Here is a 25583-nt window from a genome sequence, read left to right as displayed (position 1 = left end):
TCTAATGTTACATAATTAGTAATTTTTATTAATATTCCCATAAATATATTTTCACAACATTTTGAATTTACAATTTCATAAAAATTTTACTTTAAGGTTATTATTATTGTATACTATTAGTATGTCTACAGTGGAGGCGATTAAATGGAATTAAGTTTAGAGCAACAAAAAATGATTCATAGCAAACCCTCAAGATATAGCTTAATTAGAGGAATTCAAGGTTCAGGTAAAACGACAGCGGCCATTTATAGAAGCCTTTATTTAAAAAATAACTATTGTTTATATGAAGAGGATAAAATATTAATGTTAGCATCTAAGGATGAAGACATAAATTATATTGAAAATATATATAACAGAGCAGAAGAAGAAACTAGGTTAGATTATTTAAGTCTATTTTCTAATAATGAAAGAAACTTTCATGTGGTTACATTAGAAAGTATTTTACATAGATATTTTATTAAATATAAAAACAAACATAAATTAAAAAATAAAATAATTGTAGATAATGATAAAAAGAATAGCATTATGAAAGATTGTATCTTAGAAATTAAAAATATTTATCCAAGACTAAGAATATTACATACAGATTATGCTCAATTTTTTATAGAAGAAGTAAAGTGGATAAAAAGTTGCAATTACTTAAAAGCTGATTTGTACTTGCAAGTAAATAGAAGAGGAAGAAAATGCGAAAAAGGACAAGGGCCTCAAAGAATTCTTAAAAATTCAACTGCTAGGAAAGCAATATTTCAACTTATGATCACGTATAATGAAAAGCTTAAATCAGAGGGTTTAGTTGACAATGAAGATATTAATATATATGCTCTGCGAATGGCACAAACTACTACAGTGGGCAGGTATTCTCATATCATAATTGACAAAAGTAATAATTTAACTAAGATACAAGTGGATTTTATTAATGCATTATTTAATGAAAAATCTTATTCGAACATGGTGTTTCTTCTTGATGTGGATAGAACGCACTATACTAATTCATGGATGGTGAAAGGCAAAAGAGTTAATACTAAACCGCTAGGAGAAAAAGGAAAGTCTTATTCATTCAAAAAATACTATAAAACACAAGAAAAGCTCCAAAAAAAGTGTGATGAAATAACAAGCAAAAACTTGAATATTAATTCACTTGAGAACTTTAAGTATTGTGATATAAGACATAACAGAGCATATGAGTTTATGAGGGATTATAGTAGAAGATCAGATATTATAGTAAATGATGAAAAAGGCAACTATGAGTATATAAATGAGGAATTATTGGAGCTACCCGTGTATAGTGATATAGCAGCAGGCGAACCTATGCTTATTAATTCTGAAATGGAAGGTGAATTTTATATCCCGAAATATTGGTTAAAGGGAGTAAAAAACCCATTCATTTTAAAGGTTAAAGGTGACAGTATGATTGGGGCTCACATTAATAATGGAGATTATGTAGTAATACGGCAGGAACAAGCTGCAAATAATAAGGATATCGTAGCAGTTGACATAGGCGGAAATGCTACTTTAAAGAGACTTTCTATAAACAAAGATAGAATATTACTTATGCCAGAGAATGAAAAATATCAGCCTATTGTAGTAGATAGTGAAGATACATACATTTTAGGAGTAGCTATAGGAATTATAAAGCATGAAAATTAATCTATTTGAAAGGAGCTAAGTTACGATGAAGATATTTTTTATTTCCGATATCCATGGTTCTTTATACTATCTTAAAAAGGCTATAGAGCGGTATAAAGAAGAGGGAGCGGGTTATATAGTGCTTTTAGGAGATGTGTTATATCATGGCCCAAGAAATCAATTGCCAAAGGATTACAATCCACAATTAGTAGCTAGTCTCTTAAACGAATATAAAGACAAAATAATAGCTGTTAGAGGGAACTGTGATAGTGAGGTGGATCAAATGATTATTGAGTATCCTATGATGTCTGATTATTCTATAATATTATGCAATAATAGAAGATTATTTTTGACTCATGGGCACATATATAATGAGGATAATTTGCCCGAACTAAGTGAAAATGATGTCTTGGTATTTGGACACACGCATGTCCCTGTAGCTAAAAAACACAATAAAATATATGTGTTAAATCCTGGCTCGGTATCTTTACCTAAGGAAAATAACCCTAAATCTTATGCAATACTCAAAGATGATTTATTTCAAATAAAAGATTTAGATGGCGCTGTTATAAAAGAAATAAAATTATAAAAAATAATACCTCAGGGTGCCCTGAGGTATTATTTTTTATTTTCTAAGAAAAAAGCTAAATTGATCCTTTGTTGTAGTTGTAACAGATAGATTTCGTTTATGAAGTATACTATCAAATACTTCAAGTTGACCATCACATACATAGGCATAATCAGTTTTACCATCTTTTACCCAACCCATAAATACATAGGCATGGGAAGGCGTACCAGGACTTTCTGGCATATCTGTAGTGAAACATATATCACCTTTTTTTAATTTAGTGAAGTCAGTATTCTTTTTCCAGTCCATAGAAGTTAAAGATTCCATTAATCCCTTTACTGTTGTTGTATTCGCAGGGATAGCAATGGAATTAATTCTCAAAATCTCTGATAAGAGACATACAGTAACACCCTTTTGATTTCCACTATTTAAAGTAATTGCTTTTTTTAGGACAGATGTTCTATTTGCGTCTATATTTAAATATTCATAAATTTTAGTTGAAGTTACGGTAGGGTTAATGGTGTCAGGTTTAGTAGTTTCAGTAACTTCAGGAGCTTTAGTAGATGGGCTAGCATCGGGATTTTTTTGGACTGATTTAATGGTAGCTACATCTGCTTTGGGTTTCATGAATGAGGTGTTCATAAAAATAGAAAATATAATTATAGATACTATAACTATACCAAGTCCTAAAACAACCGCATTGTTCTTAAACTCGTTTTTGTCTGCTAACTCATGCATTTCTTTTATGTATTTTTCACTTTCCTCATCATCTTTTAACTTAGCAACTTCACTATTGTCAGTTTCAGAGTCAGGTTTTTCAGGAATATTTTTGTTTGAATACAAATTATTTATAATTTCATTATTTTCATTATTTTCATTGTTTACTAGGTCCTCTTTATTCATATTTTTCTGCTTGCCAATATAGGTAGAAATTTATCGGTTAACCTATATTTTTGCAGCACCTCCCTTTATTTTATATTGATTATATCAAAGCTTTAATTTTAAAAATTATTTATCAACTGACACAGTTTACTAAATTATTTACACCACCTACTTTTTATATTATAATTATAACATATTAAGAGGTATTTGAGTGCTATTTGTAGGAGTTTAAAGTAATTTAATATTTTGTGAAATATATTACAGTTATTGTGTTTATAATGTAATATAAAGATTGATTTTGTTTAGAACAAGACTGTAGTATAATATAATTAAAATTAATAAGTGAGGGATGTATAATGGCGGTAAAAATAGTCACTGATAGTACCTCATATATAAGTGAGGATTTAAGGAAAAAATATGATATTTCGATAGTTTCATTAAGTGTTATTTTTGGAAATAAGGAGTTCAAAGAAACCCTTATTGAAAATGAAAGTTTTTACGAAAAACTTGATAAGAACTTAAGTATTCCTACTTCATCACAACCATCGCTTGTGGAAATGTACAATATGATAGAAAATCAGGTAAGAGATAATAATGAAATGGTTGGTGTTTTCCTTTCTTCAGACATGAGTGGAACTTATTCAAATGCATGCCTTGCAAAGAGTATGATTCTTGAAAACTACCCAAATGCACTAATTGAGATTATAGATTCTAGATCCAATTGCATGCAATTAGGATTTGCAGCCTTAACAGCGGCGATTGCGTCGCAACAAGGAAAATCAATAAATGAAGTAGTTGATATAGTAAAAAACAATATAAAGAGAAGTAGATTTCTGTTTATTCCTGATAATTTAGAGTATCTAAAAAAAGGTGGCAGAATAGGTGGTGCAAGTGCACTGTTAGGTACTATTTTTCAAATCAAACCTATTCTTACCGTAGTGGATGGAAAAACAGGATTATTTAATAAAGTAAGGACTAAAAAACGTGCAATACAAACTATGATTGATAAATTCATCGAGGACATAACAAAACATGGACTTGGAGAGGTAATGATTCATCACATAAATGATGTTGAAGGAGCACTGGCTTTTGCAAAAAAAGTCGAAGAATGTATAGGAAAAAAAGTAGACATAGCTCCAATTGGACCTGTAATAGGAACTCATGTTGGACCTGGTGCATTAGGTATTGTGTATTATACAAAGACAGATTTATAAATTAAGCAAAGCCGTATTGTGGATATATAGTACGGCTTTGCTTATAAAATAATTTGTATAAAACACGAAATACACTCAGTAAGTTATGTTTTTAAGTAGTTTTTTAGTATATTTTTTTTGAAATAGTTAAAGTTTCAATTAAATTTTGAAGGTGAAAGTTAAATACTATATTTATATCATTACTAATGTACGGGTAACTAAACATATTTTCATTAAATAATTCATTTATTCTAATACAGTTACTCTCGTTGATATAACAATTAGAATGAGAAGGCGTAAAGGTTAAAGACTTTAGTATAACTAGGTGATTATAAGCAGTTTTAGAAGTATCTATGACTTTGTTAATTTTAAGTATATGGTGGCTTTCGACATTCTCACTTTGTATTTCACTTAAGTATGAGTCTAATGATTTTTCCAATTTGGATATTTGGATGTTTAAACTAGAAAGATTAATATCTGTATTGAAATTAATCATCTCTTTAGAAATTATAAAAACATTATGGGTTAGATTTTCTGCATCCCGATGTAAGTTATCTAAGTATTTACGATGGAATATAAGATAGTTTACTGAAACTGATACAAAAATACCGATAAAAGTTTCTTCAACCCTACTTAAACTATAAAATAGAGGAGTGCCTTGTTTAAGATTCGTCATTATTGCTAAAAAAACTACGCATGCAATTATAATAGACTTTTTTCTATTAAGAAGATTCAAAGAATAAATTACAAATACTATTCCAATGCTGGTAAGAAATACATTGTTGGGACTTATAAGTGTGAATATCAATCCCCAAATTGCACCTACAATAGTACCAATCATTCTGTTTTTACCAGCAGTAAAGGAATCATGTACAGCACTTTGCATTGTTATTACAGCAGCTATACATGCATAAAAGGGAAATGTATTATGAAAAGCTCTTAGTATAATTATACATAAAAAAACTGAAATTGCAGTCTTTATATTTCTCATTCCTATTTTTTGCACACTGTTGCCTCCTGTTTTATTCTGTAGGGTGGATATAGTTTAGTGAATTAGAATTAGTGATAGATGTATAGAATAACTTATAAAGTATGAATAAACTTGCAACCTAAAATTACATTTATACATTGACAAATAATAAAATTTAAATTAAAATAGAAAGAAATTATAAAACATAAAAATTACAAATAAAAGTAAAGTACACTTTTAAATTAGTCCTGTGAGACTAGGAAGGAGTATAGATAATTATGGCATGTGTTTTTTGTTCTGTCAATTTTGAATTTAATACTATTAAATATAATACAATTAATAATATTCAGAATAATGCTATAGATTTATTTTCTATTTTGTTAATAAATGCTATTAATATATTAATAAAGGATAACGGAGAGATTATTTAAATAATCTCTCTGTTATCCTTTATTTTATTGAAAAAACATAATGATTTTTTTAATAAAAATGAGCAAAACCAATTAATTTGGAAAGTACTTGATTTTTATTGTGCATAAATATTATGCTAAATGAATAATAAAATAAGAAAAAACATTGCATTATTATAAAAAACAATATATAATAAATAGAATTAAGCCTGTACGTATGAGGAATGTGGCTAAAAATAAATTTAAAAACATATATATTAGAAAAACATATAATATTCATAAAAATGAATAATTATTCATAAATGTCTTTTATTAATCGGAGAAAGTTTTTAGTTTACTAAGGAGGATTTAGTATGAAGGGTAAGTTGATTTTAGAGAATGGAATAATATTTGAAGGTGGTATATTTGGGTGTTTAGAAGAAAATGTTGGGGAAGTAGTTTTTAATACGGGTATGACTGGATATGAAGAAGTTTTAACGGACCCATCTTATTATGGACAAATAGTGACAATGACGTATCCGCTCATCGGGAATTATGGTATTAATTTGGAGGATGTAGAGTCGAAGTATCCGAAGGTAAAGGGGTTCATTGTTAGAGAAAAATGTGATTATCCTAATAACTTTAGATGCGAAATGGATTTGGAAGCATACTTTAAACAAAATAAAATAATAGGACTCGAAGGGATTGATACAAGGGCATTAACGAAAATACTTAGAAATAACGGGACCATGAAAGGTATTATTGCTACAAAGGAACTTACTAAAATTGAAATAAATCAAAAATTTGCGAGTTTTAATAATAACGATGCGGTGATGAAAGTTACAACGAAAGAGCGCTACACGATTGAGGGCACAGGACGACATGTGGCTATTATAGATTTTGGAATAAAGGAAAATATACTTCGCTCGTTTATTGCGAGAAATTGCAAATTAACAATATTTCCTGCATGCGAGAAATCGGAAGAAATATTAAAGGTTAACCCTGATCTAGTATTTTTATCGAATGGACCTGGGGACCCGGAGGATTTGCAAGAAGTGATCAAGACGTTGGGAGAGATTATAGGTAAAAAACCTGTAGTTGGAATTTGCCTAGGGCATCAACTTTTAGCGTTAGCCCTTGGCGGGAAAACTGAAAAACTTAAGTTTGGTCATAGAGGGTGTAATCATCCAGTTAAAGATGTAGAAGAGAATAAGGTTTATATTACATCACAAAACCACGGATATTATGTGAGTGAACTGCCGGAAGATATGGAGGTTACGCATGTAAGTGTAAATGATGGAACGATAGAAGGAATGAGGCATAAGAAACTGCCGATACTTAGCGTGCAGTTCCATCCGGAAGCTTGTCCGGGGCCTAAAGATATAGATGCTATTTTTGATAAATTTCTGTCGCTGATATAGGGTAGATATTTAAAACTGAAAGTTGAGAAGGAAAGTTAAGAACTAATGAAATTAGGATGCATAAATAGAATTTAAGAAGAAATAACATATAGGGGGATTCGTATGCCATTAGATAAAAGCATTAAAAAAGTATTAGTAGTTGGGTCAGGGCCGATAATAATAGGGCAAGCGGCGGAATTTGATTATTCTGGAACACAAGCTTGTCAAGCGTTGAAAGAGGAAGGCGTAGAAGTTGTACTTGTGAATAGTAATCCGGCAACTATAATGACTGATAAAGAAGTTGCTGATAAAGTTTATATAGAACCTTTAACTATAGAATTTTTGGAGAAGGTTATTGATAAGGAGAGGCCGGACAGTTTACTTGCGGGTATGGGCGGGCAAACAGGACTTAATTTAGCGGTTGAACTATTTGATAATGGAATTTTAGAAAAATATAATGTGAGAGTGATTGGAACCTCGATAGAAGCGATAAAAAAAGGTGAAGATAGAGAGCTTTTTAGAAATCTTATGCAGGAAATTGATCAACCGGTAGTGGAAAGTGCGATTGCTACAGATATAGCAGGAGGACTAAGATTTGCGAGCGAAATGGGATATCCCGTAATTGTAAGACCGGCATATACTATGGGAGGAAGTGGCGGTGGAATTGCAGAATCAGAGGAGCAACTACTTGAAATCCTAGAACTGGGATTGCAGTTAAGCTCTATAGGGCAAGTTCTTTTAGAAAAGAGTATTAAAGGGTGGAAAGAAATAGAGTATGAAGTTATGAGGGACGGAAATGGCAATTGCATTACCATATGTAATATGGAAAATGTAGATCCTGTAGGAATACATACTGGAGATAGTATTGTTGTAGCGCCAAGCCAAACTCTTTCTGATAGAGAATACCAGATGCTTAGAAGTGCATCTATTGATATTATAAATAGTGTAGGAATAGAGGGTGGATGCAATGTGCAACTTGCGCTTGATCCCAAAAGTTTTGAGTACGCAGTTATAGAAATTAATCCGAGGGTGAGTAGATCGTCTGCGCTAGCTTCGAAGGCTACGGGATATCCTATTGCCAAAGTAGCGGCAAAAATAGCACTAGGATATGCACTAGATGAGATAAAAAATGCAGTAACGCAAAAAACCTATGCCTGTTTTGAACCTTCGCTAGACTATGTGGTAGTTAAAATTCCTAGATGGCCTTTTGATAAGTTTGAGGGTGCGAATAGGGTTTTAGGTACGAAGATGATGGCTACAGGTGAAATAATGTCAATTGGAAGCAATTTTGAGGCAGCTCTATTAAAGGGAATTCGCTCTTTAGAAATAGGAAAGTATTCATTGCAATACGACTGCCTAGCGCGAAAAGATTTAAGCGAATTAAAGAAAAGAGTGATGGCTCCTGATGATGAGAGGATATTTCATTTGGCTGAAATGCTTAGGCGTGATTATATGGTGGAAAAGGTTTCGGAAATTACAGGAATAGATAAATTCTTTGTAAACAAAATTAAGTGGATAGTGGATGAAGAGGAAAAGATTAAAAAAACGTCAGTGCAAGATATGAATAAAGATTGGTTGCTTTTGTTAAAGAAAAAGGGGTTTTCAGATAAAGGCATTGCAGATTTATTAGAGGTGAATCCAAATGTAATTTACGAACTAAGAAATATATGGGATATCAAACCTGTCTATAAGATGGTAGATACATGCGGAGGGGAATTTGAAGCATTATCACCATATTACTACTCGACTTATGATGAATATGATGAGGTAGAGATAAGTGATAGAAAGAAGGTTATGGTAATAGGATCGGGGCCTATAAGGATAGGGCAGGGCATTGAGTTTGACTATGCATCTGTTCATAGTGTAATTGCTCTTAGAAAGCTGGGGATTGAGACTATAATAGTAAATAACAACCCGGAAACAGTAAGTACGGACTTTAATATTTCGGACAAATTATATTTTGAACCATTAACAGAAGAAGAAGTATTTAATATTGTTGAAAAAGAAAATCCTGATGGGGTTATACTTCAATTTGGAGGTCAGACCGCTATTAAACTCGCTAAATTCTTAAAGGAAAAAAACATACCTATATATGGAACTAAACCTGAGCAAATGGACGTAGCGGAGGATAGAGAAAAATTCGATGCGCTTTTGGAAGAGCTAAATATAAATAGACCAACGGGGAAAGCTGTTTGGAATTTAAAACAAGGATTAGAAGAGGCTGAAAACATAGGTTATCCGGTTTTGGTTAGGCCGTCGTATGTATTAGGTGGACGGGGAATGGAAATAACTTATTCGGAAAAAGAATTGGAACATTATTTAAAAAATGCATTTGAGAAAGATAAGAAAAATCCTGTTTTAATAGATAGATATTTATTGGGTAGAGAAATAGAAGTTGATGCTATTTGTGACGGTGAGGAAATATTAATACCGGGCATTATGGAACACTTAGAGAGAGCTGGAATTCACTCCGGAGACAGCATTACAATATATCCAAGTCGAAATATATCATATGCTATAAAAGAGAAGATATTAGAATACACTAAGAAGATAGCAATAGGACTCGAAGTGATAGGCATGATTAATATTCAATTTATAGAATTTAAAAGTGAATTGTATATAATAGAGGCTAATCCAAGAGCTAGCCGAACGGTTCCGTACATTAGTAAAGTTAGCAAAGTACCGATCGTAGAGCTTGCCACAAGAGTAATGCTGGGGGAAAAGTTAAAAAATTTAGGGTATGGTAATGGAGTTTATAAAGAAGCGGAGTTGGTGTCAGTTAAGGTTCCGGTATTTTCAACTCAAAAACTTCCAGAGGTTGAGGTGTGCCTTGGGCCGGAAATGAGATCCACAGGAGAGGTGCTCGGAATAGGAAGAGACTTTGAAGAAGCTCTATATAAAGGGTTTGTAGCGTCTGGAATGAAGGTTGAAAAAGAAAAAGGAGTTATCTTGGCAACGATAAATCCGCAGGATTACGAAGAGTTTTTGCATATTGCAAAGGCGTTTAATGAATTGAATTATAAATTTATAGCGACGAAAGGTACGGCTAAGTTATTGAGAAATAATGGGATTGATGCCTTAGGTGTTAAAAAAATTACGGATGGAGCCCCTAATATCATTGATGTGATAAAGAGAAGGCAGGTTGATTTAGTGATAAATACACCTACTAAGGGAAATGATTCGAAAACAGATGGTTTTAGAATTAGAAGAACAGCTATAGAAAATAACATTTCTGTTATTACTTCATTAGATACTGCGAAGGCTTTAGTAGAGATTATGAAGAAAAATATTGCGAGTATAAATTTAGAAGTATTTAATATTGCGGATTAGTATATTCTATTTAAAAAAATATTGAATTATAAATTAAAACTGCCCTTAGCTTATGATTAAGCTAAGGGCAGTTTTAAACCTCATCTTGGTTTGCTTTATGTATAAATATTATAATAAATGAATAATTAATAAGGCGAAAGCATTGCATTAATATAAAAAATAATATATAATAAATAAAAACAAGCCAGCAACATCAGTAAAAATGGTTAAAAAATAGCTGTAAAAGATAAATAAACGAAAATAAATAATATGCATAAGAATGTATAAACATTCAAACATGCAATATGTTATAAAGATAGTGGTTACACTATCTAGAATCTAAGGGGGATATTAAAATGAAAGAAAAAGTGGTTTTAGCGTATTCTGGAGGATTAGATACATCTATAATAATAACTTGGATTAAGGAAAACTATGATATGGACGTTGTAGCAGCTTGCATTAATATTGGTCAAGAAGATGATATGAAGGCAATTGAGAAAAAGGCTATAAGTTCAGGCGCGCAAAAAATATATATTGAGAACGTAACAGCTGAATTCATAAAAGATTACGTATTTAAAGGAGTTAAAGCAAATGCTGCATATGAAGGAACATATTTATTGGGTACAGCATTTGCAAGACCATTAATAGCTAAAAAACTTGTTGAAATCGCTCATAAAGAAGGGGCAAAATATATATGTCACGGATGTACTGGGAAAGGAAATGATCAAGTTAGATTTGAAGTTGGGATAACAGCCATTGATCCTTCTATAAAGGTTATTGCTCCTTGGAGAATTTGGGATATAAAATCAAGAGAAGATGCTATAGATTATGCTAATGATAGAGGCATAGAAATATCAGTTACCAAGGAGAAAATCTATTCAGTAGATCAGAACTTGTGGCATGCAAGTCATGAAGGCGGAGATATTGAAGAATTAAATAATGAGCATAAAAGAGATATGTATCTTATGGTTACACCTCCAGAAAAAGCTAAGGATGAACCTACTTATGTAGAGATATATTTTGAAAAGGGAATTGCGACCAAAATTGACGGAATTGAACTTGAGCCAATTGATATTGCTTCAACATTAAATAAAATTGGTGGAGAAAATGGAATTGGAGTTATAGATATAGTAGAGAATAGACTTGTGGGGATGAAATCAAGAGGAATATATGAGACTCCTGGTGGGACTGTACTTTATGCAGCACACAAAGAACTAGAGGAAATAACTTTAGACAAGGATACACTCCACTTTAAATACTTAGTATCACAAAAATATGGGGAATTAGTATATAATGGACTTTGGTTTAGCGCTATGAGAGAAGCCCTTGATGCATTTGTGGATAAGACTCAAGAAACAGTAACAGGGACGGTTAAACTAAAACTTTATAAGGGAAACATCATGTCAGCAGGTAAAGAATCACCTAATGCTCTTTACGACGCGGGTATATCTTCGTTTGGAGCAAGTGATTTATATGATCATAAGGATGCAGAAGGATTTATAAACTTATTTTCATTGCCAAGCAAAATTAAAGCATATAAAAATTTAAACAATAGCTAAGAAAAATTATAAAATTTATGAAGGAAGAGCGGGTGATATATATGAAACTTTGGGGTGGAAGATTTAAGGAAAAAGAAAGCAAGCTTATGGAGGACTTTAATAGTTCTCTAAGCTTTGATAAAAGATTATATTATGAAGATATTATGGGTAGCATAGCCCATGTTAAAATGCTTGCTAAATGTAGTATTTTAACAAATGAGGAAAGTGTGACTATAGTTAATGGTCTGAATTCTATTCTTTCAGATATTCAAGAAGGCAAAATTAAAATTGAAGGTGATTATGAAGATATTCACAGTTTTATGGAAATACAGCTTACAAAACTTGTAGGGGATGTAGGTAAAAAACTCCATACAGCTAGAAGTCGAAATGATCAGGTTGCAGTAGATATGAGATTATATTCAAAATACAAAGCATTGGATGTTATTGATAACTTAGATGTTATTTTAAACACTATTGAAAAAGTTGGGAATGATAATGCGGTTATAATGCCAGGGTATACACATATGCAAAGAGCACAAGTAGTGACATTTAAACAGCACATTATGGCGTACTTTAATATGTTTCGTCGCGATAAGAAAAGGATTATAAGCGCTACAGAGATTATGGATGAAAATCCTCTTGGATGCTGTGCACTAGCGGGAACAACATATGATACAGACAGGAAGTTTACAACAAGCGAGCTAGGGTTTAAAAAACCTACAGATAATTTTATGGATGGAGTAAGTGATAGAGATTATTTATTAGAACTTTTATCCGATTTTTCTATAATAATGATGCATCTTAGTAGATTAAGTGAGGAGTTCATTTTATGGAGTACTAAAGAATTTAATTTCATTGAAATTAGCGATGAATTCTCCACGGGCAGTAGTATAATGCCACAGAAAAGAAATCCAGATGCAGCAGAATTAATAAGAGGGAAAACTGGAAGAGTATATGGAGATTTAATGAGTCTGCTTACCACTATGAAAGGAATACCACTTGCCTATAATAAAGATATGCAAGAAGATAAAGAACCTTTCTTTGATGCAGTTGACACAGTTTTAAAATGCTTAAAGGTTATGAATGAAATGTTAAGTACTTTAAAAATTAAAAAAGATAATATGTATAACGCAGTTAAAAGAGGTTTTCTAAATGCTACGGAAGCTGCAGATTATCTTGTAAGCAAAGGGGCAGCCTTTAGAGATGCTCATGGTGTTATAGGCGCTATAGTTATAAATTGTGAAAAAAAACATAAGGCTATAGAAGATTTAAGTTTAGAAGAACTTAAAAGTTTTAGCGATTTATTTCAAAATGATGTGTATGAATTTATAGATTATGAAAAGACTTTAAGCCGCGGTATAAAAAAAGAAATGTAAAGGCCGCCTTAGAGGTGGCAGAATACCCCCTTTAAATATAAGGCACGTAACAGGTAAATCCCCACCTGTTACGTGCTTTTTAGTAGATAAAGCTACTTTAGTAGATAAAGCTACTTTAGTAGACAATTAATAGTTGAAATCTTTAAGGCACTTTTTAATGCCATCTTCAGTTTTAGGCATAACAATATCATAATTCTTCAATTTGCTATTACTTATTCGTAAGTCCCTTGGATGTTCTTTGTATTTTTCGGTATCTTTTTCTAAATAATTACCTGCTTTATGATTTAAGCCAATTTCTTTTAATATGAGCAAAGCTATATCATAAGTGCTTAAGTTATTTTCGCTTCCAGTGTGATAAGTTCCGTATGGAAGAGTAAAAATCTTATCAAAATTTGCTATTATATCATAAACATAGGTCATTCCTCTAAATTCATTTGAGGGTAATTTCATTTTTTTATCCTTTAAAATAGAAGATACAACATTCCATAGTATATTAGAATTTACCCTGCAATTTTTTTCTGGAAATCCAAATAACCAAGTAAGTCTTAAAATCCATAGTTCATCAATAATTCCTTTTAATTCGTTTTCAGCTTCAAGTTTATGTTTCCCATAAATGGTATTTGGAGTTGGAATGTGATTTTCATTATATGGTCCTGATTCGAAATTGCCATTAAAAATTTGTTCAGAACTTAAATATATTAATTTAGATTTTGTTAAACTACAGGCTTTAGCAATGTTAATTGAACCTTTTACATTTATTTCATAAGATAGTTCTGGGTTTCGTTCACACAAACCTGTATCAGCAATAGCAGCGGTATGTATCACGTAATCAGGTTTGAATTTCTGTATAATTTCTAAGGCTTTACTCTCGTCTGTTATATCTAACTCTGCATGTCCTAATGGGATTATTTCGTATTTATCTTTATAATATGTGTAATATCTTGATGCTAAGAAACCATTAGAGCCGGTTAATAATACTTTTTTCATTGAACTCACCTCATTTTTTTTTTCTTTTTTTTTCTTAATATTATAATATCACATTATTTGAACTGTGACTAAATTTGTGAACTAAGATAAAAACACCTAAGCTTAGTGCACTTTTAGATTCTTAGTATTGTTCAATAAATAAATGTAAGATGGTGTATATATGAATAAAAAGATTTAGTGTTTTTAGCAACGATTATTATTTAAAAGAATTACTTCTAAAGATTCTATGCTTTTTATAATTATCTTCCCAATTTTTAAGAAATTCTTTTGCACAAACTTCACCAGAATTATATAACTCCATAATTTTTTTATTCCCAATATTAAAATCTGTGGTTTTAATATCAAGGGTATCGATTTTTACAGTACGCAAGAAATCCATTTCGCTTATATGAATATCATCTTGTGCTTCTAACATAGTCTCAATAATTGAGCTAGTAAAATTTAAGATATTTGTGATTTTATGTTCTCGTATTTCTTTGTTCCCTCCGAGTTTAAAACCGATGGTTGGCCAGAGAGGAACACCATTCACATCAAAAATCCAAACTGGATAATTGCTTAAAACACCACCATCAACAATGAGAGACTTTTTATTAGTCTTTATATTATATAAGTTTACAGGGTGGAAAAAAAAGGGGATAGATATGCTCATTCTTATTGCCAAACTTACTTCAAGTTCATCAGGATTTATCCCGTATCCCGCAATATCCTCTGGTAGTATTAGCATCTTTCCACAGCTAATATCAGTTGCTATAATATGCAGTTTGTATTTTCTTTTATACTTATTATTATTTAAAAGAATACCCTTTTCTCCTGGAATAATCAAATCTCCAAAGGTTATTTTTTTCCTATTTGTAAGCTTAAGTTTATGCGATAGAACTTCGTCAACCCAATTTTTTATATAGTCACCTTTATAAATGCCTTTTTTAAAAAGTAGATTATAAGCATCAGAGAATATAGGCATATTAAAATGACTTTTATCAGCAAATTTTGTGTAGTCTAGATTTAGCATTAATTTTTTTATCTCGTCAGCTGGGTAGCCTACCGCAACTAGTGCAGCTATAATAGATCCGGCAGAGTTTCCTGAAATATTTTTCCATTGATATCCATTATCCTCAAATGTTTTTAAGGCACCTACAAGACCGATGCCCTTAACTCCGCCACCTTCAAACACAATATCTGCAAATCTTCTATTGTTGTATATATTCATATATATCACCCCTTTATGAGTAATATATGAATAAAAATATCTTCATGTCATATATTTAAAAAATAATATTAGTTACACTTTTTTTTGTTAAAAGAATATAATATATTACAACCATTTTATAAAAGAGGCAATGTATGAAAAAGTTAGAAGAATTCACGCCTTGTCAATTAGCCACATTAGCAACAGTAATAGGGATTATAATTGCTGGAAAACTTAATGTTAATCAACAAAATGTAATAGGTAATTTTTTAACGGGTTTGGCGCAGAGTATTTTGATAATTGCAGCTCAGTCTCAAAATCTTGAATCGCAGGATGGCAATCAATCTGGAGATAATGGAAACAGTAATTCTAAGGGCGATAATAAGGATTTACAAAAACAAATAGATGAACTAAAGGAAAATATTAAAAAGTTTGAAGATAATATGGATTGTTAAGAAAAACGCACTGAATAAAAGATGCGTTTTTTATGGTTTGACATTATAAGAATTTTTAGGTAGTATATACGTGTAAAGTAATTTAATATTAAAAACTAGGGGAGTCAATATTTTTGTCTGAGAGGAAACAGTTAAGTTTCGACCCTTATAACCTGAATTGGATAATGCCAGCGGAGGGAAAATATAATTTGCATTTAGGTTAAAATAAGAATATATAAATGGTGCAAAGTTATTCGATTATAGAACCCTTCGCTTAAAAATGAGCAAAGGGTTTATTTTACTTTAACAATATTATAAGGGGGAATTGAAATGTCAGTTGTAAATGTGAGTCTTCAAGTTATACCAGTGGTTGCGGAAGAAAAAATTTACCCAGTAGTAGATAAGGTTATAGAATATATTCAATCTAGTGGAGTGAAATATGAGGTAGGACCAATGGAAACCACTATGGAAGGTGAAATGGATGAGCTTTTAGATATAGTAAAAAAGGCCCAGGAAATTTGTGTAGTTCATGGAGCAAGTAGGGTTGTTTCTATAGTGAAAATCGATTATAAAGCTGAAGGCGTGACTATGAATGAAAAAACATATAAGTATAGAAAATAAACTTATTCCTATAGTTTTTCAATTAATAATTCTTTTTATATGGCAGATAGCTGTAGACAAATGGAAGGTTCCGCAATACATATTGCCTTCGCCAAAAGATATTATTAGTACCTTGGTGAATATAGTTCCAAGCATTACTAAGCATATTTATGCGACTTTATATGAAGCCTTGATTGGATTCGCAATATCAATTTTGATTGCGTTAATTTTAGCCATCTTAATGGATAATGTGAAAATCATTAAAAAATGCATATATCCAATTTTAGTAGTATCTCAAACTGTTCCAATTATTGCTCTAGCACCACTTTTCATAATATGGTTTGGTTTTGGAATATTGCCTAAGATTATTGTAGTAGTGTTAGTGTGCTTTTTCCCTATAGTTGTTAGTTTGATTGATGGATTAGAATCAGTAGACGCGGATATGGTAAACCTTTTAAAGACTATGGGAGCTAGTAAGTTTCAAATTTTCACCATGGTGAAGCTGCCATCCTCTACTGTAAATTTTTTTTCGGGCCTTAGAATAGCAGCAACCTATAGTATTATGGGGGCAGTTATTGGAGAATGGCTTGGAGGAGATAAGGGTCTTGGGGTATATATGATTAGAGCTAAAAATTCATATGCACTTGATAAAGTTTTTGCAGTGATTATAATTATTGTAATATTAAGCATGGGACTATTTGGACTCTTGAATTTATTACAATATTTTTTTACTCCTTGGACTAGAAATAAAGCAGATAACAATGACTAAATTTAAATAGGACATATTATTTTATTTGGAGGTAAAATCATGCTAAAGAAAGTAATTTCATTATTATTAACAGTTTCAATGACTACGGTTTTATTTGTGGGTTGTGCTGCAAAAAAAGAACATGTAAAGAAGGAAGAAACTTTAAAAAAGGTTACTGTTATTTTAGATTGGATACCAAACACTAATCATACTGGATTATATGTAGCGAAAGATAATGGATATTTTAAAGAAGAAGGACTTGACGTGGAAATTATTCAACCAGCGCAGGGAAGTACTGCAAGTTTAATTGCAGCGGGCAAAGGAGATTTTGGCGTAAGCTATCAAGAAGATGTAACTTATGCTAGAACTGCTAAAGATCCACTTCCAATAAAAGCTATAGCCACTATTATTCAGCATAATACTTCCGGGTTTGCATCGCCTAAGGAAAAAAATATTAAATCTCCTAAGGATTTTGAAGGAAAAACCTATGGCGGATGGGGGTCGCCTTCTGAAAATGCAATTTTAAAGGCGGTTATGGAAAAAGATAATGCGGATTTTTCAAAACTAAAGATGGTAGATGCAGGATCAGAGGATTTCTTTGCTGTAACTAAGAAAAATATTGATATTGAATGGGTATTTTATGGATGGACAGGAATAGAAGCGAAGCTTAAAAATATTCCTATTGACTATATTGATATTGGAAAATTAAATAAAGATTTAGATTATTATACTCCGGTAATTATAGCCAATGAGAACAAATTAAAAGCGGATCCTGAAATGGCAAAGAAATTTTTAAAAGCAGTTACAAAAGGATATGAATACAGCATGGAGAAACCTGAGGAAAGTGCTAAGGTTTTACTGAAAAATGCACCGGAGACAGATGAAGCTCTTGCCGTCGCAAGTCAAAAATATTTAAAGGATCAATATAAAGCTGAAGCTGAAAAATGGGGCGAAATGAAAGAATCGGTTTGGAATAATTACACCAAATTTCTTTTAGATAAAAAGCTTATAGGAAAAGATATGAAGGCGAGTGAGGCATTTACTAATGAGTACTTACCGAACTAGTAATGAAAAATTAAGAGTAGAAAATATTAAAAAAACTTTTGGAAGTATGAATATAATAAAGGATGTTTCTTTTTATGCAAGAGAGAATGAGTTTATAAGTTTACTAGGACCAAGTGGCAGTGGTAAAAGTACAATTTTTAATATTATATCAGGCCTTTTGCGTAAAGATTCGGGTGAAATTATATTTGACGGAGAAAAATGCTGCGATACTTTTGAAAAAGTAAGTTATATGCATCAAAAGGACCTGCTACTTCCATGGAAAAACATTGTGGATAACACTACACTGTCTCTTATTATAAAAGGAAAATCTAAAAAAGAGGCAAGGGCTCAGGCGCTTAGTCATTTTAAAACATTTGGGCTTGAAGGCTTCGAATATAAATATCCTTTTCAACTTTCAGGAGGTATGAGGCAGAGAGCTGCATTGCTTAGAACATATATGTCATCATCTGATATTATGCTGTTAGATGAGCCTTTTGGTGCACTTGATGCAATTACTAGGGCAAAGATGCACTATTGGCTAATAGACGTAATTAAAGAGCTAAAAGTTACCATAATATTTATAACTCATGATATTGAAGAAGCAGTATTCTTATCTGATAGAATATATGTATTATCAGATAAACCGGCAACTATAAAAAAAGAAATAATCGTTGATTTACCTAAAAACAGAAATAAGGATATTGTTACATCAGAAAAATTCAATGAAATAAAGAAAATCATTTTACAGACATTATAAGGAAAACACCCAGCTTAAAAGCATTTAAGTTGGGTGTTTCATTTATATTGAGATTGAAAAATGTATGATAAATTTATAGTTGTGAGAAAATAGAACAATAAGCCACATGGAAATAAATAAAAAGTCAATATTGGAGGAAACAAAATGAAACAAGGAGCTATAGAAAGGAATTTTAAAAAAATAAAAAGTCAATTTGCTCAGATTGAAGAAATAGTAAAGCATACTAAGTCAAATGTACTATGGGAACATGAAGCTGCTGTAAGAAAGAAACTAAAGGAATTAAATGAGTTTAAGAAAGAAAATTTTAAAGACTATAAAAGGGTTCATGAAAATTATTCAGCATTACTTAAATATATATCAATAAGGCTTGTTGAGGACTATAACAAGAAAAATAATACAGATTTTAATTTTGAGAACATTTTAAAGGACAAGGGTGAAAGCTATTTAAAATCAGGAATTATAAGTGTGTTAATAACGGAGCATATTCCTGAGATTATATCTAGTGAGTTTGAACGCGTGTTTCCAACTAATCCTAAAAATGAATATGAGGGATCAAGAAAATTTAAAAGAAAATTTTATCTCCATTTAGGTGAAACTAATACTGGGAAAACATATAATGCAATGATGCGGCTTAAAGAGGCAACAAAAGGAATTTACCTTTCTCCCTTAAGAATATTAGCACTTGAGAATTTTGAAAGATTAAATAGAGAAGGTGTAAAATGTAATCTTGCAACTGGAGAAGAAGAAATAATCATTGAAGATGCAGCTCATGTATGTTGTACTATAGAAAAATTAAATATAAATGAGGAATATGAAGTTGGTATTATAGACGAAATTCAAATGATAGATAATGACCAGAGGGGAGCTGCCTGGACAAGAGCTGTTTTAGGATTAAAAAGTAAAGAGATACACATTTGCGGGGCTACGAATGCGAAAGAATTGCTAATAAAAATAATAGAGGATTGCTCTGAGGAGTACGATATTATAGAGTATAAAAGGGATACCCCTCTTGTAATGGAAAATAAATCTTTTGTATATAAAAGTATTGAGGTGGGTGATGCGCTTGTTACATTTTCGAAGAAGAAAGTATTAGAACTAGCTTATCATTACTCAAACCTAGGTATAAAAGTAAGTTTAATCTATGGAGATTTACCGCCAGAAGTTAGAAAAAAACAGTACAATCAGTTTATTAACAAGGAAAGCACAATTTTAATATCTACTGATGCAATAGGTATGGGAGTTAATCTTCCTATAAAAAGAATAATATTTATGGATATTAAAAAATTTGATGGTAATGAGATAAGGTATTTAACTTCTCAAGAAGTGAAACAGATCGCGGGAAGGGCAGGTAGAAAAGGGATATATGAGGTTGGATATGTAGCATCTTATGGCGATTCTCAAGATTTTATAAGAGAAAGTTTAGATACAAGGGATGCAACTATAGAAAAAGGAGTAATAGGCCCAAGTGAAGCTATATTAAAAATCAGTTCGCTTTCTCTTAGAGAGAAATTAGCGTTATGGAGTACAAAAGAAGAAAAAACACCTTTTTATAGAAAAATGGATATAAGCGAGTATTTAGTGGTATTAGATAATTTAAGGAGTTATAAATTGGAAGAAAGAATTCAATGGAGACTACTGAAAATTCCTTTTGATGTATCTAATGATAAGATGATGAATGCATTTTTAAAATATGTAGATGAATTGTTTATAACTAAAAGAGAGATTATCTCAAAACCACAGCGTCTATTAGAGGATCTTTATGAATTAGAGCTTTACTACCAAAAAATAAATATTTATTATTCCTTCTCAAAAGTTTTTAAATTAAATTTTGATGAACAATGGGTATATGAGAATAGAATAAAAGTCAGTGAAGATATTAATAAAATTTTGAAAAGTATATAAAACAAATGATAACATCGATGATTCTTATAGAAAATAATATTTAAAAGTATAGCTATTGCTTGCTATACTTTTTTTACCTTTGTGCCCATCAAAACGCTGTTATAAAATATATTAAATATGTACATTATATTAATATAACAAAAAATCAACTTAAAGGAGGCACATAGTATGTCATACAGGAGTTTAGTACCAGAAGCAAAAGCAGGATTAAACAAATTCAAAATGGAAACAGCAAATCAATTAGGAGTAAACTTTACGGACTATAATGGAGATTTAACATCAAGACAATGTGGTTCAGTTGGTGGACAAATGGTTAAATTAATGGTAGAACAATACGAAAAAAACTTATAAGTTAAAATTAGATAGGGTGTGCAGCAAAACTGTATACCCTATCTTTTATTAAGGCATATTCACATAAATAATTAATTGGAAATTTATTTTTTATATATAGTTGACTTATACTACATAATGAAGTATACTAGATCTCGTAGTGTTAATTACTAATAAGGCTCCTTGGTCAAGCGGTTAAGACACCACCCTCTCACGGTGGGATCAGGGGTTCAATTCCCCTAGGAGTCACCATTAACACTTTTTTTTATTGGGATGTAGCCAAGCGGTAAGGCACTAGACTCTGACTCTGGCATCCGCAGGTTCAAATCCTGCCATCTCAGCCAAATATATTATCATAATGAATATAAATAATTCTAGCATAATGTTTATTTTGCTGGGGTTATTTTTTTGTATATTTTTTCCTTGAAATAATATTAATAATTATATTGTTAGATGAAGAAGTTAGGCATAATAAAAAGTATTAGTTAGACATTTATAGTTAATACTATATTTAAACTTTGAATTGTTTTGTACTTCAGAGAAGGACAAGGAGGGAAATATATGAAAACAGGTATAGTAAAGTGGTATGATGTTGAAAGAGGATATGGATTTATATCCGCTCAAGAGGGTGAAGATGTATTTGTTCATCATTTAGCAATAAAAGAACAAGGGCCAAGAAAGGATTTACATGAGGGAGAAGAAGTGCAATTTGATGTTGTAGATGCACCTAAAGGCCCTCAAGCTATTAATGTTCAAAAAATGTAAAAATATTCGTTATTATTAAACAATATAAATGGAAAATTTCCGGCACGCTCATTTAATCCTTTGAGTGTGCTTTTTTACAATGTATTTTGAATTTATTTGGTTGAAAAATATGGGCGTGCGTATAGTTTATAATGGTAACACATTCTGGAATTTATAATATATAAAAATAGAAAAAACTCGATGGGGTGAAACTTTTGATTGCTATTAATGAAGAGATTATACGAGAACACAGTGATAAAGATTCTTATAAAAGTGGAACAGAGTATTATTTAAGTAATAAGGTTAAGCATATTGATATAGAAATAAAGAAGCGGGAAGATTACAGGGAAACTAAGATAACTTCAGATGTGGAGTCAACAAATTTCACTCGGTATAAAGTAGACACAAGTTTTAATAATAGTAATTCTTTTATAAGTTATCATTGTCAATGTAATGATTGTTATAGTTATTATGGAGAGGTGAGCATGTGCAAGCATGTAGTGGCTACATTATTAAAGTATTTTTATGAGAAAGACGAAATTATTAAAGCAAAAAGAATGGCTAAAACAAATAGTTTAATTAAACAAATAACTAAAAGTATAAATGGTGATCAAAGGATAAAATCATATCTAAATGTAGATGTAAAATATGAGCATGATCCTAATAGTGATAACCGAAAATCTTTTGTGAGTCTAAAGGTTGGAGAGGATAAGCAATACGTAGTTAAAAACATAAAAGAATTTTTTATTTGCTATAATAAAAGTTTTGAGTCTATGGAGTTTGGGAAAAAATTTACATACAATCCCTATTTGCACTCATTTAAAGAAGGTGATTTAAATATCATAGAACTTTTTAAAGAAGCGAGTGAACTTGAAGCGGTGGCTGGGGCTGCAAATAGATATAAGGGAAATACAGTGAAATTTCTGTCTGGTAAAAAAGCTTATTTTACAGATAGCATGGTTAAAAGGTTATTTAAATGCTTATACAATAGGGATCTAACTGTGGTAATAAAAGGCGAAACGTTTACTAATGTACACATAAGGCAGAAAGCCATGCCCTTAGAATTCGAAATCAATAGAGAAGATAGTAAATTTATACTTCAGCAAAAAGAAGATATGCCTATTGCAATAAGCAATGATGGGGAATTCTTTTTCTATAAAGGTGAAATATATCAGCCACCTATTGCTCAAAGGGACGCATATTTACCTTTTTATAATAGATTTAAAGAGGAAAATAATAATTGCATAGAATTTTATGAACAAGAGAAAGATGATGTAGCATCATTTGTACTTCCAACTTTAAACAAGATAAGTGATAGAGTTGCCATAGACACATCATTAGAAAAAGAATTTTATATAGAAGAGCTTAAGGCGGTTGTTCATTTTGAAAAAAAGTCTAAAAATGTAGAGGTGTTCATAACTTTCAAGTATGGAGAGGTTGAGATAAATCCTTTTAATAGTAAAGAAAACAAAGCACAAGAGGGAAGAGTACTTATAAGAGACATAGAGAAGGAAATGGGTATCATAAATCAATTTCTTGAATTTGGTTTTGTTAGTACAAATAAGGGGTTTGATATTCGAGATGAAGCAAAGCTTCTAGAGTTTTTAGTTTCAGGACTGGAAAAGCTTCAGCAAGTGGCGGAGGTATATTATTCTGAAGAATTCAAGAAGATTAAGGTGCACGGAAATGCTGGATATAAGTCGAATATAAAGCTTAATAAGGATAATCTTTTAGAATTCAGCTTTAGCATTGAGGGGGTAGATAATACTGAACTCAGTAATGTTTTCTCAGCTTTAAGAGAAAAAAGAAAGTATCATAGGCTTAAAAACGGCAGTTTTGTTTTATTAGATTCAAATAATTTATTAAAAGTTGCTCAAATGATAGAGTATCTAAATATAAAGGATAGCGATATTGCGAAGAATAAAATTCTACTTTCAAAATATAATGCCATATATATAGAAGAAAAATTAAAACGAGAACAAATGGATTTTGTGGATACAAATAAAAAATTTAGAGACCTAGTTAATACTGTTAAGGATATTAAAGAATTGAAAGTAATAGTTCCTAAAACCTTAGATAGTATAATGAGAGATTACCAAAAGGTAGGGTTTAAGTGGTTAAAAACGCTTGCAAGTTGTGGATTTGGAGGGATACTAGCGGATGAAATGGGGCTGGGTAAAACACTTGAGGCTATAGCATTTATTCAATCAGAAGTGCAGGAAAATGAAAATAAGCAACCATCCCTGGTAGTATGCCCTACGTCGGTTGTATACAATTGGAAGGATGAAATAGAAAAATTTGCACCATCACTAAATTGTATAGTAATATCCGGAAATAAAAGTCAAAGAGTGCAACAAAAACAAAGCATTGATGAGACTGATGTGATTATTACATCATATGCACTTATACGGCGAGACCTTGAGGACTATCAAAAGATAAAATTTAGATATTGTTTCTTAGATGAGGCACAGTATATTAAGAATTTTAATTCGCAAAATGCACATTCTGTGAAAAGTATAAATGCTATAAGTAAATTCGCACTTACAGGAACGCCTATTGAGAATTCTCTTACGGAGCTTTGGTCAATTTTTGACTTTATAATGCCAGGTTATCTTTTAAATCATAGTGCTTTTTCAAAAAAATACGAAGCGCCAATTGTGAAGGATGGAAGTCATGAAGCGCTACAAGAACTAAATAATCATGTAAAACCATTTATACTTAGAAGGACTAAATTAGAGGTTGCAAAAGATTTGCCTTCTAAAATAGAACATAGAATTTCAGTAGAAATGACGGAGCAGCAGAAAAAGGTGTATTTAGCCTATTTAAAGGATGCAAAGGGAGAACTAGAAGAAGATATTAAGGCGAAAGGGTTTAATAAAAGCAAGTTTAAAGTACTGTCAATTTTAACAAGGCTAAGACAGATATGTTGCGACCCTTCTACTTTTATAGAGGACTATGTTGGGGGTAGCGGTAAAATGGAAGCTCTAGATGAAATTTTAGGAAATAGCTTAGAAGAAGGTCATAGAATATTAATATTTTCTCAATTTACTAGGGTGCTTAAAAACATTTCTAAGAGGTTAGATCCTAAAGAGATAAAGTACATGTATTTAGATGGCTCTACTAAGGCAGAAAAAAGAGTAGAAATGGTAAAAACCTTCAATGAAGGAGACACACAGGTATTTTTAATTTCTCTTAAAGCTGGGGGTACGGGTATAAACCTTACAGGTGCAGATATGGTAATACACTTTGACCCTTGGTGGAACCCGGCTGTGGAGTCTCAAGCTACAGATAGGGCTCATAGAATTGGGCAAAAGAAGACAGTAGAGGTGATAAAATTAATAGCAAGAGGGACTATAGAAGAAAAAATATTTAAGTTGCAACAAAAGAAAAAACAAATTGTTGAAAGCGTTATTAATGATGAAACAGGAGCAGAATTATTTCTTTCTCAGATGAGCCAAAATGAAATTGAAGATCTATTTGTTTAATAATGCAGCTCCGCAGGAGATGATTTAACTGAATAAATTTATTAAGTAGTATCTTGCTATGGGGAAATAATATTGGGATTTTTAGTGAAAAAACGAAAAAAATGTTGACTTATGT

The 25583-nt window shown here is 31.3% G+C and carries 20 protein-coding genes, 2 tRNA genes and 1 riboswitch; of the genes, 18 read left to right on the top strand and 4 right to left on the bottom strand.

Annotated features, from left to right (window positions below):
* Positions 1–144: 144 nt before the first annotated feature.
* Positions 145–1647 (top strand): LexA family transcriptional regulator, encoded by a 1503-nt coding sequence (locus KTC94_RS03600; RefSeq protein ID WP_220319747.1) that lies wholly within the window; start codon positions 145–147, stop codon positions 1645–1647.
* Between the two features lie 25 nt (positions 1648–1672).
* Positions 1673–2215: a phosphodiesterase gene (yfcE, locus tag KTC94_RS03595; RefSeq protein WP_220319746.1), complete on the top strand. Its 543-nt coding sequence runs from the start codon at positions 1673–1675 to the stop codon at positions 2213–2215.
* Between the two features lie 36 nt (positions 2216–2251).
* On the opposite strand, the gene KTC94_RS03590 is transcribed toward yfcE, so the two are convergent.
* Entirely contained in the window at positions 2252–3097 is an 846-nt protein-coding gene (locus KTC94_RS03590) for a hypothetical protein (RefSeq protein ID WP_220319745.1), read from the bottom strand.
* Between the two features lie 335 nt (positions 3098–3432).
* Here KTC94_RS03590 and KTC94_RS03585 point away from each other — a divergent pair, with 335 nt between their 5' ends.
* Positions 3433–4290 carry a DegV family protein gene (locus KTC94_RS03585; RefSeq protein WP_220319744.1) on the top strand — a complete coding sequence of 286 codons (858 nt, stop codon included), beginning with the start codon at positions 3433–3435 and terminating at the stop codon, positions 4288–4290.
* Between the two features lie 103 nt (positions 4291–4393).
* Here the strand turns inward: KTC94_RS03585 and KTC94_RS03580 are convergent, their stop codons facing one another.
* The gene (locus KTC94_RS03580) at positions 4394–5275 is read right to left on the bottom strand and encodes an aromatic acid exporter family protein (RefSeq protein ID WP_220319743.1); all 882 of its coding nucleotides are present in this window, start codon (positions 5273–5275) and stop codon (positions 4394–4396) included.
* A 727-nt stretch (positions 5276–6002) separates the two neighbouring features.
* Between KTC94_RS03580 and KTC94_RS03575 the strand changes: the two genes are divergently transcribed.
* The 4 genes from KTC94_RS03575 to argH all read left to right on the top strand — a co-directional run bounded on the left by KTC94_RS03575 (position 6003) and on the right by argH (position 13251).
* The gene (locus KTC94_RS03575) at positions 6003–7049 is read left to right on the top strand and encodes a carbamoyl phosphate synthase small subunit (protein WP_220319742.1); all 1047 of its coding nucleotides are present in this window, start codon (positions 6003–6005) and stop codon (positions 7047–7049) included.
* Positions 7050–7151: 102 nt separating this feature from the next.
* Positions 7152–10358, top strand: a complete 3207-nt coding sequence (gene carB / locus KTC94_RS03570) for a carbamoyl-phosphate synthase large subunit (RefSeq protein ID WP_220286798.1) — start codon at positions 7152–7154, stop codon at positions 10356–10358.
* Positions 10359–10693: 335 nt separating this feature from the next.
* Entirely contained in the window at positions 10694–11896 is a 1203-nt protein-coding gene (locus tag KTC94_RS03565) for an argininosuccinate synthase (protein ID WP_220319741.1), read from the top strand.
* Between the two features lie 41 nt (positions 11897–11937).
* The gene (gene argH / locus KTC94_RS03560) at positions 11938–13251 is read left to right on the top strand and encodes an argininosuccinate lyase (protein ID WP_216303594.1); all 1314 of its coding nucleotides are present in this window, start codon (positions 11938–11940) and stop codon (positions 13249–13251) included.
* A gap of 126 nt (positions 13252–13377) precedes the next feature.
* Here argH and KTC94_RS03555 read toward each other — a convergent pair whose 3' ends face one another.
* Both KTC94_RS03555 and KTC94_RS03550 read right to left on the bottom strand, forming a co-directional pair.
* Complete coding sequence (locus tag KTC94_RS03555; RefSeq protein ID WP_220319740.1) at positions 13378–14238, bottom strand: sugar nucleotide-binding protein; 861 nt, start codon at positions 14236–14238, stop codon at positions 13378–13380.
* A gap of 196 nt (positions 14239–14434) precedes the next feature.
* A complete protein-coding gene (locus KTC94_RS03550) occupies positions 14435–15445 on the bottom strand; it encodes a patatin-like phospholipase family protein (RefSeq protein WP_220319739.1) in 1011 nt (336 codons plus the stop codon).
* A 134-nt stretch (positions 15446–15579) separates the two neighbouring features.
* Between KTC94_RS03550 and KTC94_RS03545 the strand changes: the two genes are divergently transcribed.
* From KTC94_RS03545 to KTC94_RS03495, 11 genes are all read left to right on the top strand, one after another.
* Positions 15580–15879, top strand: coding sequence for a hypothetical protein (locus KTC94_RS03545; RefSeq protein ID WP_216303573.1), 300 nt, complete (start codon positions 15580–15582; stop codon positions 15877–15879).
* Positions 15880–15966: 87 nt separating this feature from the next.
* A riboswitch (TPP riboswitch) is annotated at positions 15967–16076 on the top strand.
* Between the two features lie 112 nt (positions 16077–16188).
* Positions 16189–16479: a thiamine-binding protein gene (locus KTC94_RS03540; protein ID WP_216303572.1), complete on the top strand. Its 291-nt coding sequence runs from the start codon at positions 16189–16191 to the stop codon at positions 16477–16479.
* On the top strand, positions 16451–17227 hold the full coding sequence (locus KTC94_RS03535; RefSeq protein ID WP_216303571.1) for an ABC transporter permease: 777 nt from the start codon (positions 16451–16453) through the stop codon (positions 17225–17227). The genes KTC94_RS03540 and KTC94_RS03535 overlap by 29 nt, the downstream gene beginning before the upstream one ends.
* 36 nt (positions 17228–17263) lie before the next feature.
* Positions 17264–18271, top strand: coding sequence for an ABC transporter substrate-binding protein (locus KTC94_RS03530; RefSeq protein ID WP_369811895.1), 1008 nt, complete (start codon positions 17264–17266; stop codon positions 18269–18271).
* Positions 18252–19007: an ABC transporter ATP-binding protein gene (locus tag KTC94_RS03525; RefSeq protein WP_216303569.1), complete on the top strand. Its 756-nt coding sequence runs from the start codon at positions 18252–18254 to the stop codon at positions 19005–19007. The genes KTC94_RS03530 and KTC94_RS03525 overlap by 20 nt, the downstream gene beginning before the upstream one ends.
* Positions 19008–19151: 144 nt before the next feature.
* Positions 19152–20909 carry a DEAD/DEAH box helicase gene (locus KTC94_RS03520; protein WP_220319737.1) on the top strand — a complete coding sequence of 586 codons (1758 nt, stop codon included), beginning with the start codon at positions 19152–19154 and terminating at the stop codon, positions 20907–20909.
* A gap of 168 nt (positions 20910–21077) precedes the next feature.
* Entirely contained in the window at positions 21078–21260 is a 183-nt protein-coding gene (locus KTC94_RS03515) for an alpha/beta-type small acid-soluble spore protein (protein ID WP_216303567.1), read from the top strand.
* A 156-nt stretch (positions 21261–21416) separates the two neighbouring features.
* Positions 21417–21491 (top strand) — tRNA-Glu (locus KTC94_RS03510).
* 17 nt (positions 21492–21508) lie between these two features.
* Positions 21509–21583: transfer RNA gene (locus tag KTC94_RS03505), tRNA-Gln, on the top strand.
* Positions 21584–21800: 217 nt separating this feature from the next.
* Positions 21801–22004, top strand: coding sequence for a cold-shock protein (locus KTC94_RS03500; RefSeq protein WP_216303566.1), 204 nt, complete (start codon positions 21801–21803; stop codon positions 22002–22004).
* Between the two features lie 197 nt (positions 22005–22201).
* Positions 22202–25468 carry an SNF2 helicase associated domain-containing protein gene (locus tag KTC94_RS03495; RefSeq protein WP_369811894.1) on the top strand — a complete coding sequence of 1089 codons (3267 nt, stop codon included), beginning with the start codon at positions 22202–22204 and terminating at the stop codon, positions 25466–25468.
* The last annotated feature ends 115 nt before the right edge of the window (positions 25469–25583 follow it).

The organism is Clostridium sp. CM028 (genome assembly GCF_030585565.1).
Classification (GTDB): Bacteria; Bacillota; Clostridia; order Clostridiales; family Clostridiaceae; genus Clostridium_AD; species Clostridium_AD estertheticum_B.
The sequence above is the reverse complement of the archived record's forward strand: the minus strand, read 5'-3'. Positions and strand labels throughout refer to the sequence as shown.

Excerpts from the sequence above, each read along its gene's own strand:
- KTC94_RS03525 (WP_216303569.1), top strand. The coding sequence starts at position 18,252 with ATGAGTACTTACCGAACTAGTAATGAAAAATTAAGAGTAGAAAATATT.
- KTC94_RS03535 (WP_216303571.1), top strand. The coding sequence starts at position 16,451 with ATGAAAAAACATATAAGTATAGAAAATAAACTTATTCCTATAGTTTTT.
- argH (WP_216303594.1), top strand. The coding sequence starts at position 11,938 with ATGAAACTTTGGGGTGGAAGATTTAAGGAAAAAGAAAGCAAGCTTATG.
- KTC94_RS03540 (WP_216303572.1), top strand. The coding sequence starts at position 16,189 with ATGTCAGTTGTAAATGTGAGTCTTCAAGTTATACCAGTGGTTGCGGAA.
- KTC94_RS03585 (WP_220319744.1), top strand. The coding sequence starts at position 3,433 with ATGGCGGTAAAAATAGTCACTGATAGTACCTCATATATAAGTGAGGAT.
- KTC94_RS03555 (WP_220319740.1), bottom strand. The coding sequence starts at position 14,238 with ATGAAAAAAGTATTATTAACCGGCTCTAATGGTTTCTTAGCATCAAGA.
- yfcE (WP_220319746.1), top strand. The coding sequence starts at position 1,673 with ATGAAGATATTTTTTATTTCCGATATCCATGGTTCTTTATACTATCTT.
- KTC94_RS03515 (WP_216303567.1), top strand. The coding sequence starts at position 21,078 with ATGTCATACAGGAGTTTAGTACCAGAAGCAAAAGCAGGATTAAACAAA.
- KTC94_RS03575 (WP_220319742.1), top strand. The coding sequence starts at position 6,003 with ATGAAGGGTAAGTTGATTTTAGAGAATGGAATAATATTTGAAGGTGGT.
- carB (WP_220286798.1), top strand. The coding sequence starts at position 7,152 with ATGCCATTAGATAAAAGCATTAAAAAAGTATTAGTAGTTGGGTCAGGG.
- KTC94_RS03545 (WP_216303573.1), top strand. The coding sequence starts at position 15,580 with ATGAAAAAGTTAGAAGAATTCACGCCTTGTCAATTAGCCACATTAGCA.
- KTC94_RS03600 (WP_220319747.1), top strand. The coding sequence starts at position 145 with ATGGAATTAAGTTTAGAGCAACAAAAAATGATTCATAGCAAACCCTCA.
- KTC94_RS03500 (WP_216303566.1), top strand. The coding sequence starts at position 21,801 with ATGAAAACAGGTATAGTAAAGTGGTATGATGTTGAAAGAGGATATGGA.
- KTC94_RS03520 (WP_220319737.1), top strand. The coding sequence starts at position 19,152 with ATGAAACAAGGAGCTATAGAAAGGAATTTTAAAAAAATAAAAAGTCAA.
- KTC94_RS03565 (WP_220319741.1), top strand. The coding sequence starts at position 10,694 with ATGAAAGAAAAAGTGGTTTTAGCGTATTCTGGAGGATTAGATACATCT.
- KTC94_RS03550 (WP_220319739.1), bottom strand. The coding sequence starts at position 15,445 with ATGAATATATACAACAATAGAAGATTTGCAGATATTGTGTTTGAAGGT.
- KTC94_RS03590 (WP_220319745.1), bottom strand. The coding sequence starts at position 3,097 with ATGAATAAAGAGGACCTAGTAAACAATGAAAATAATGAAAATAATGAA.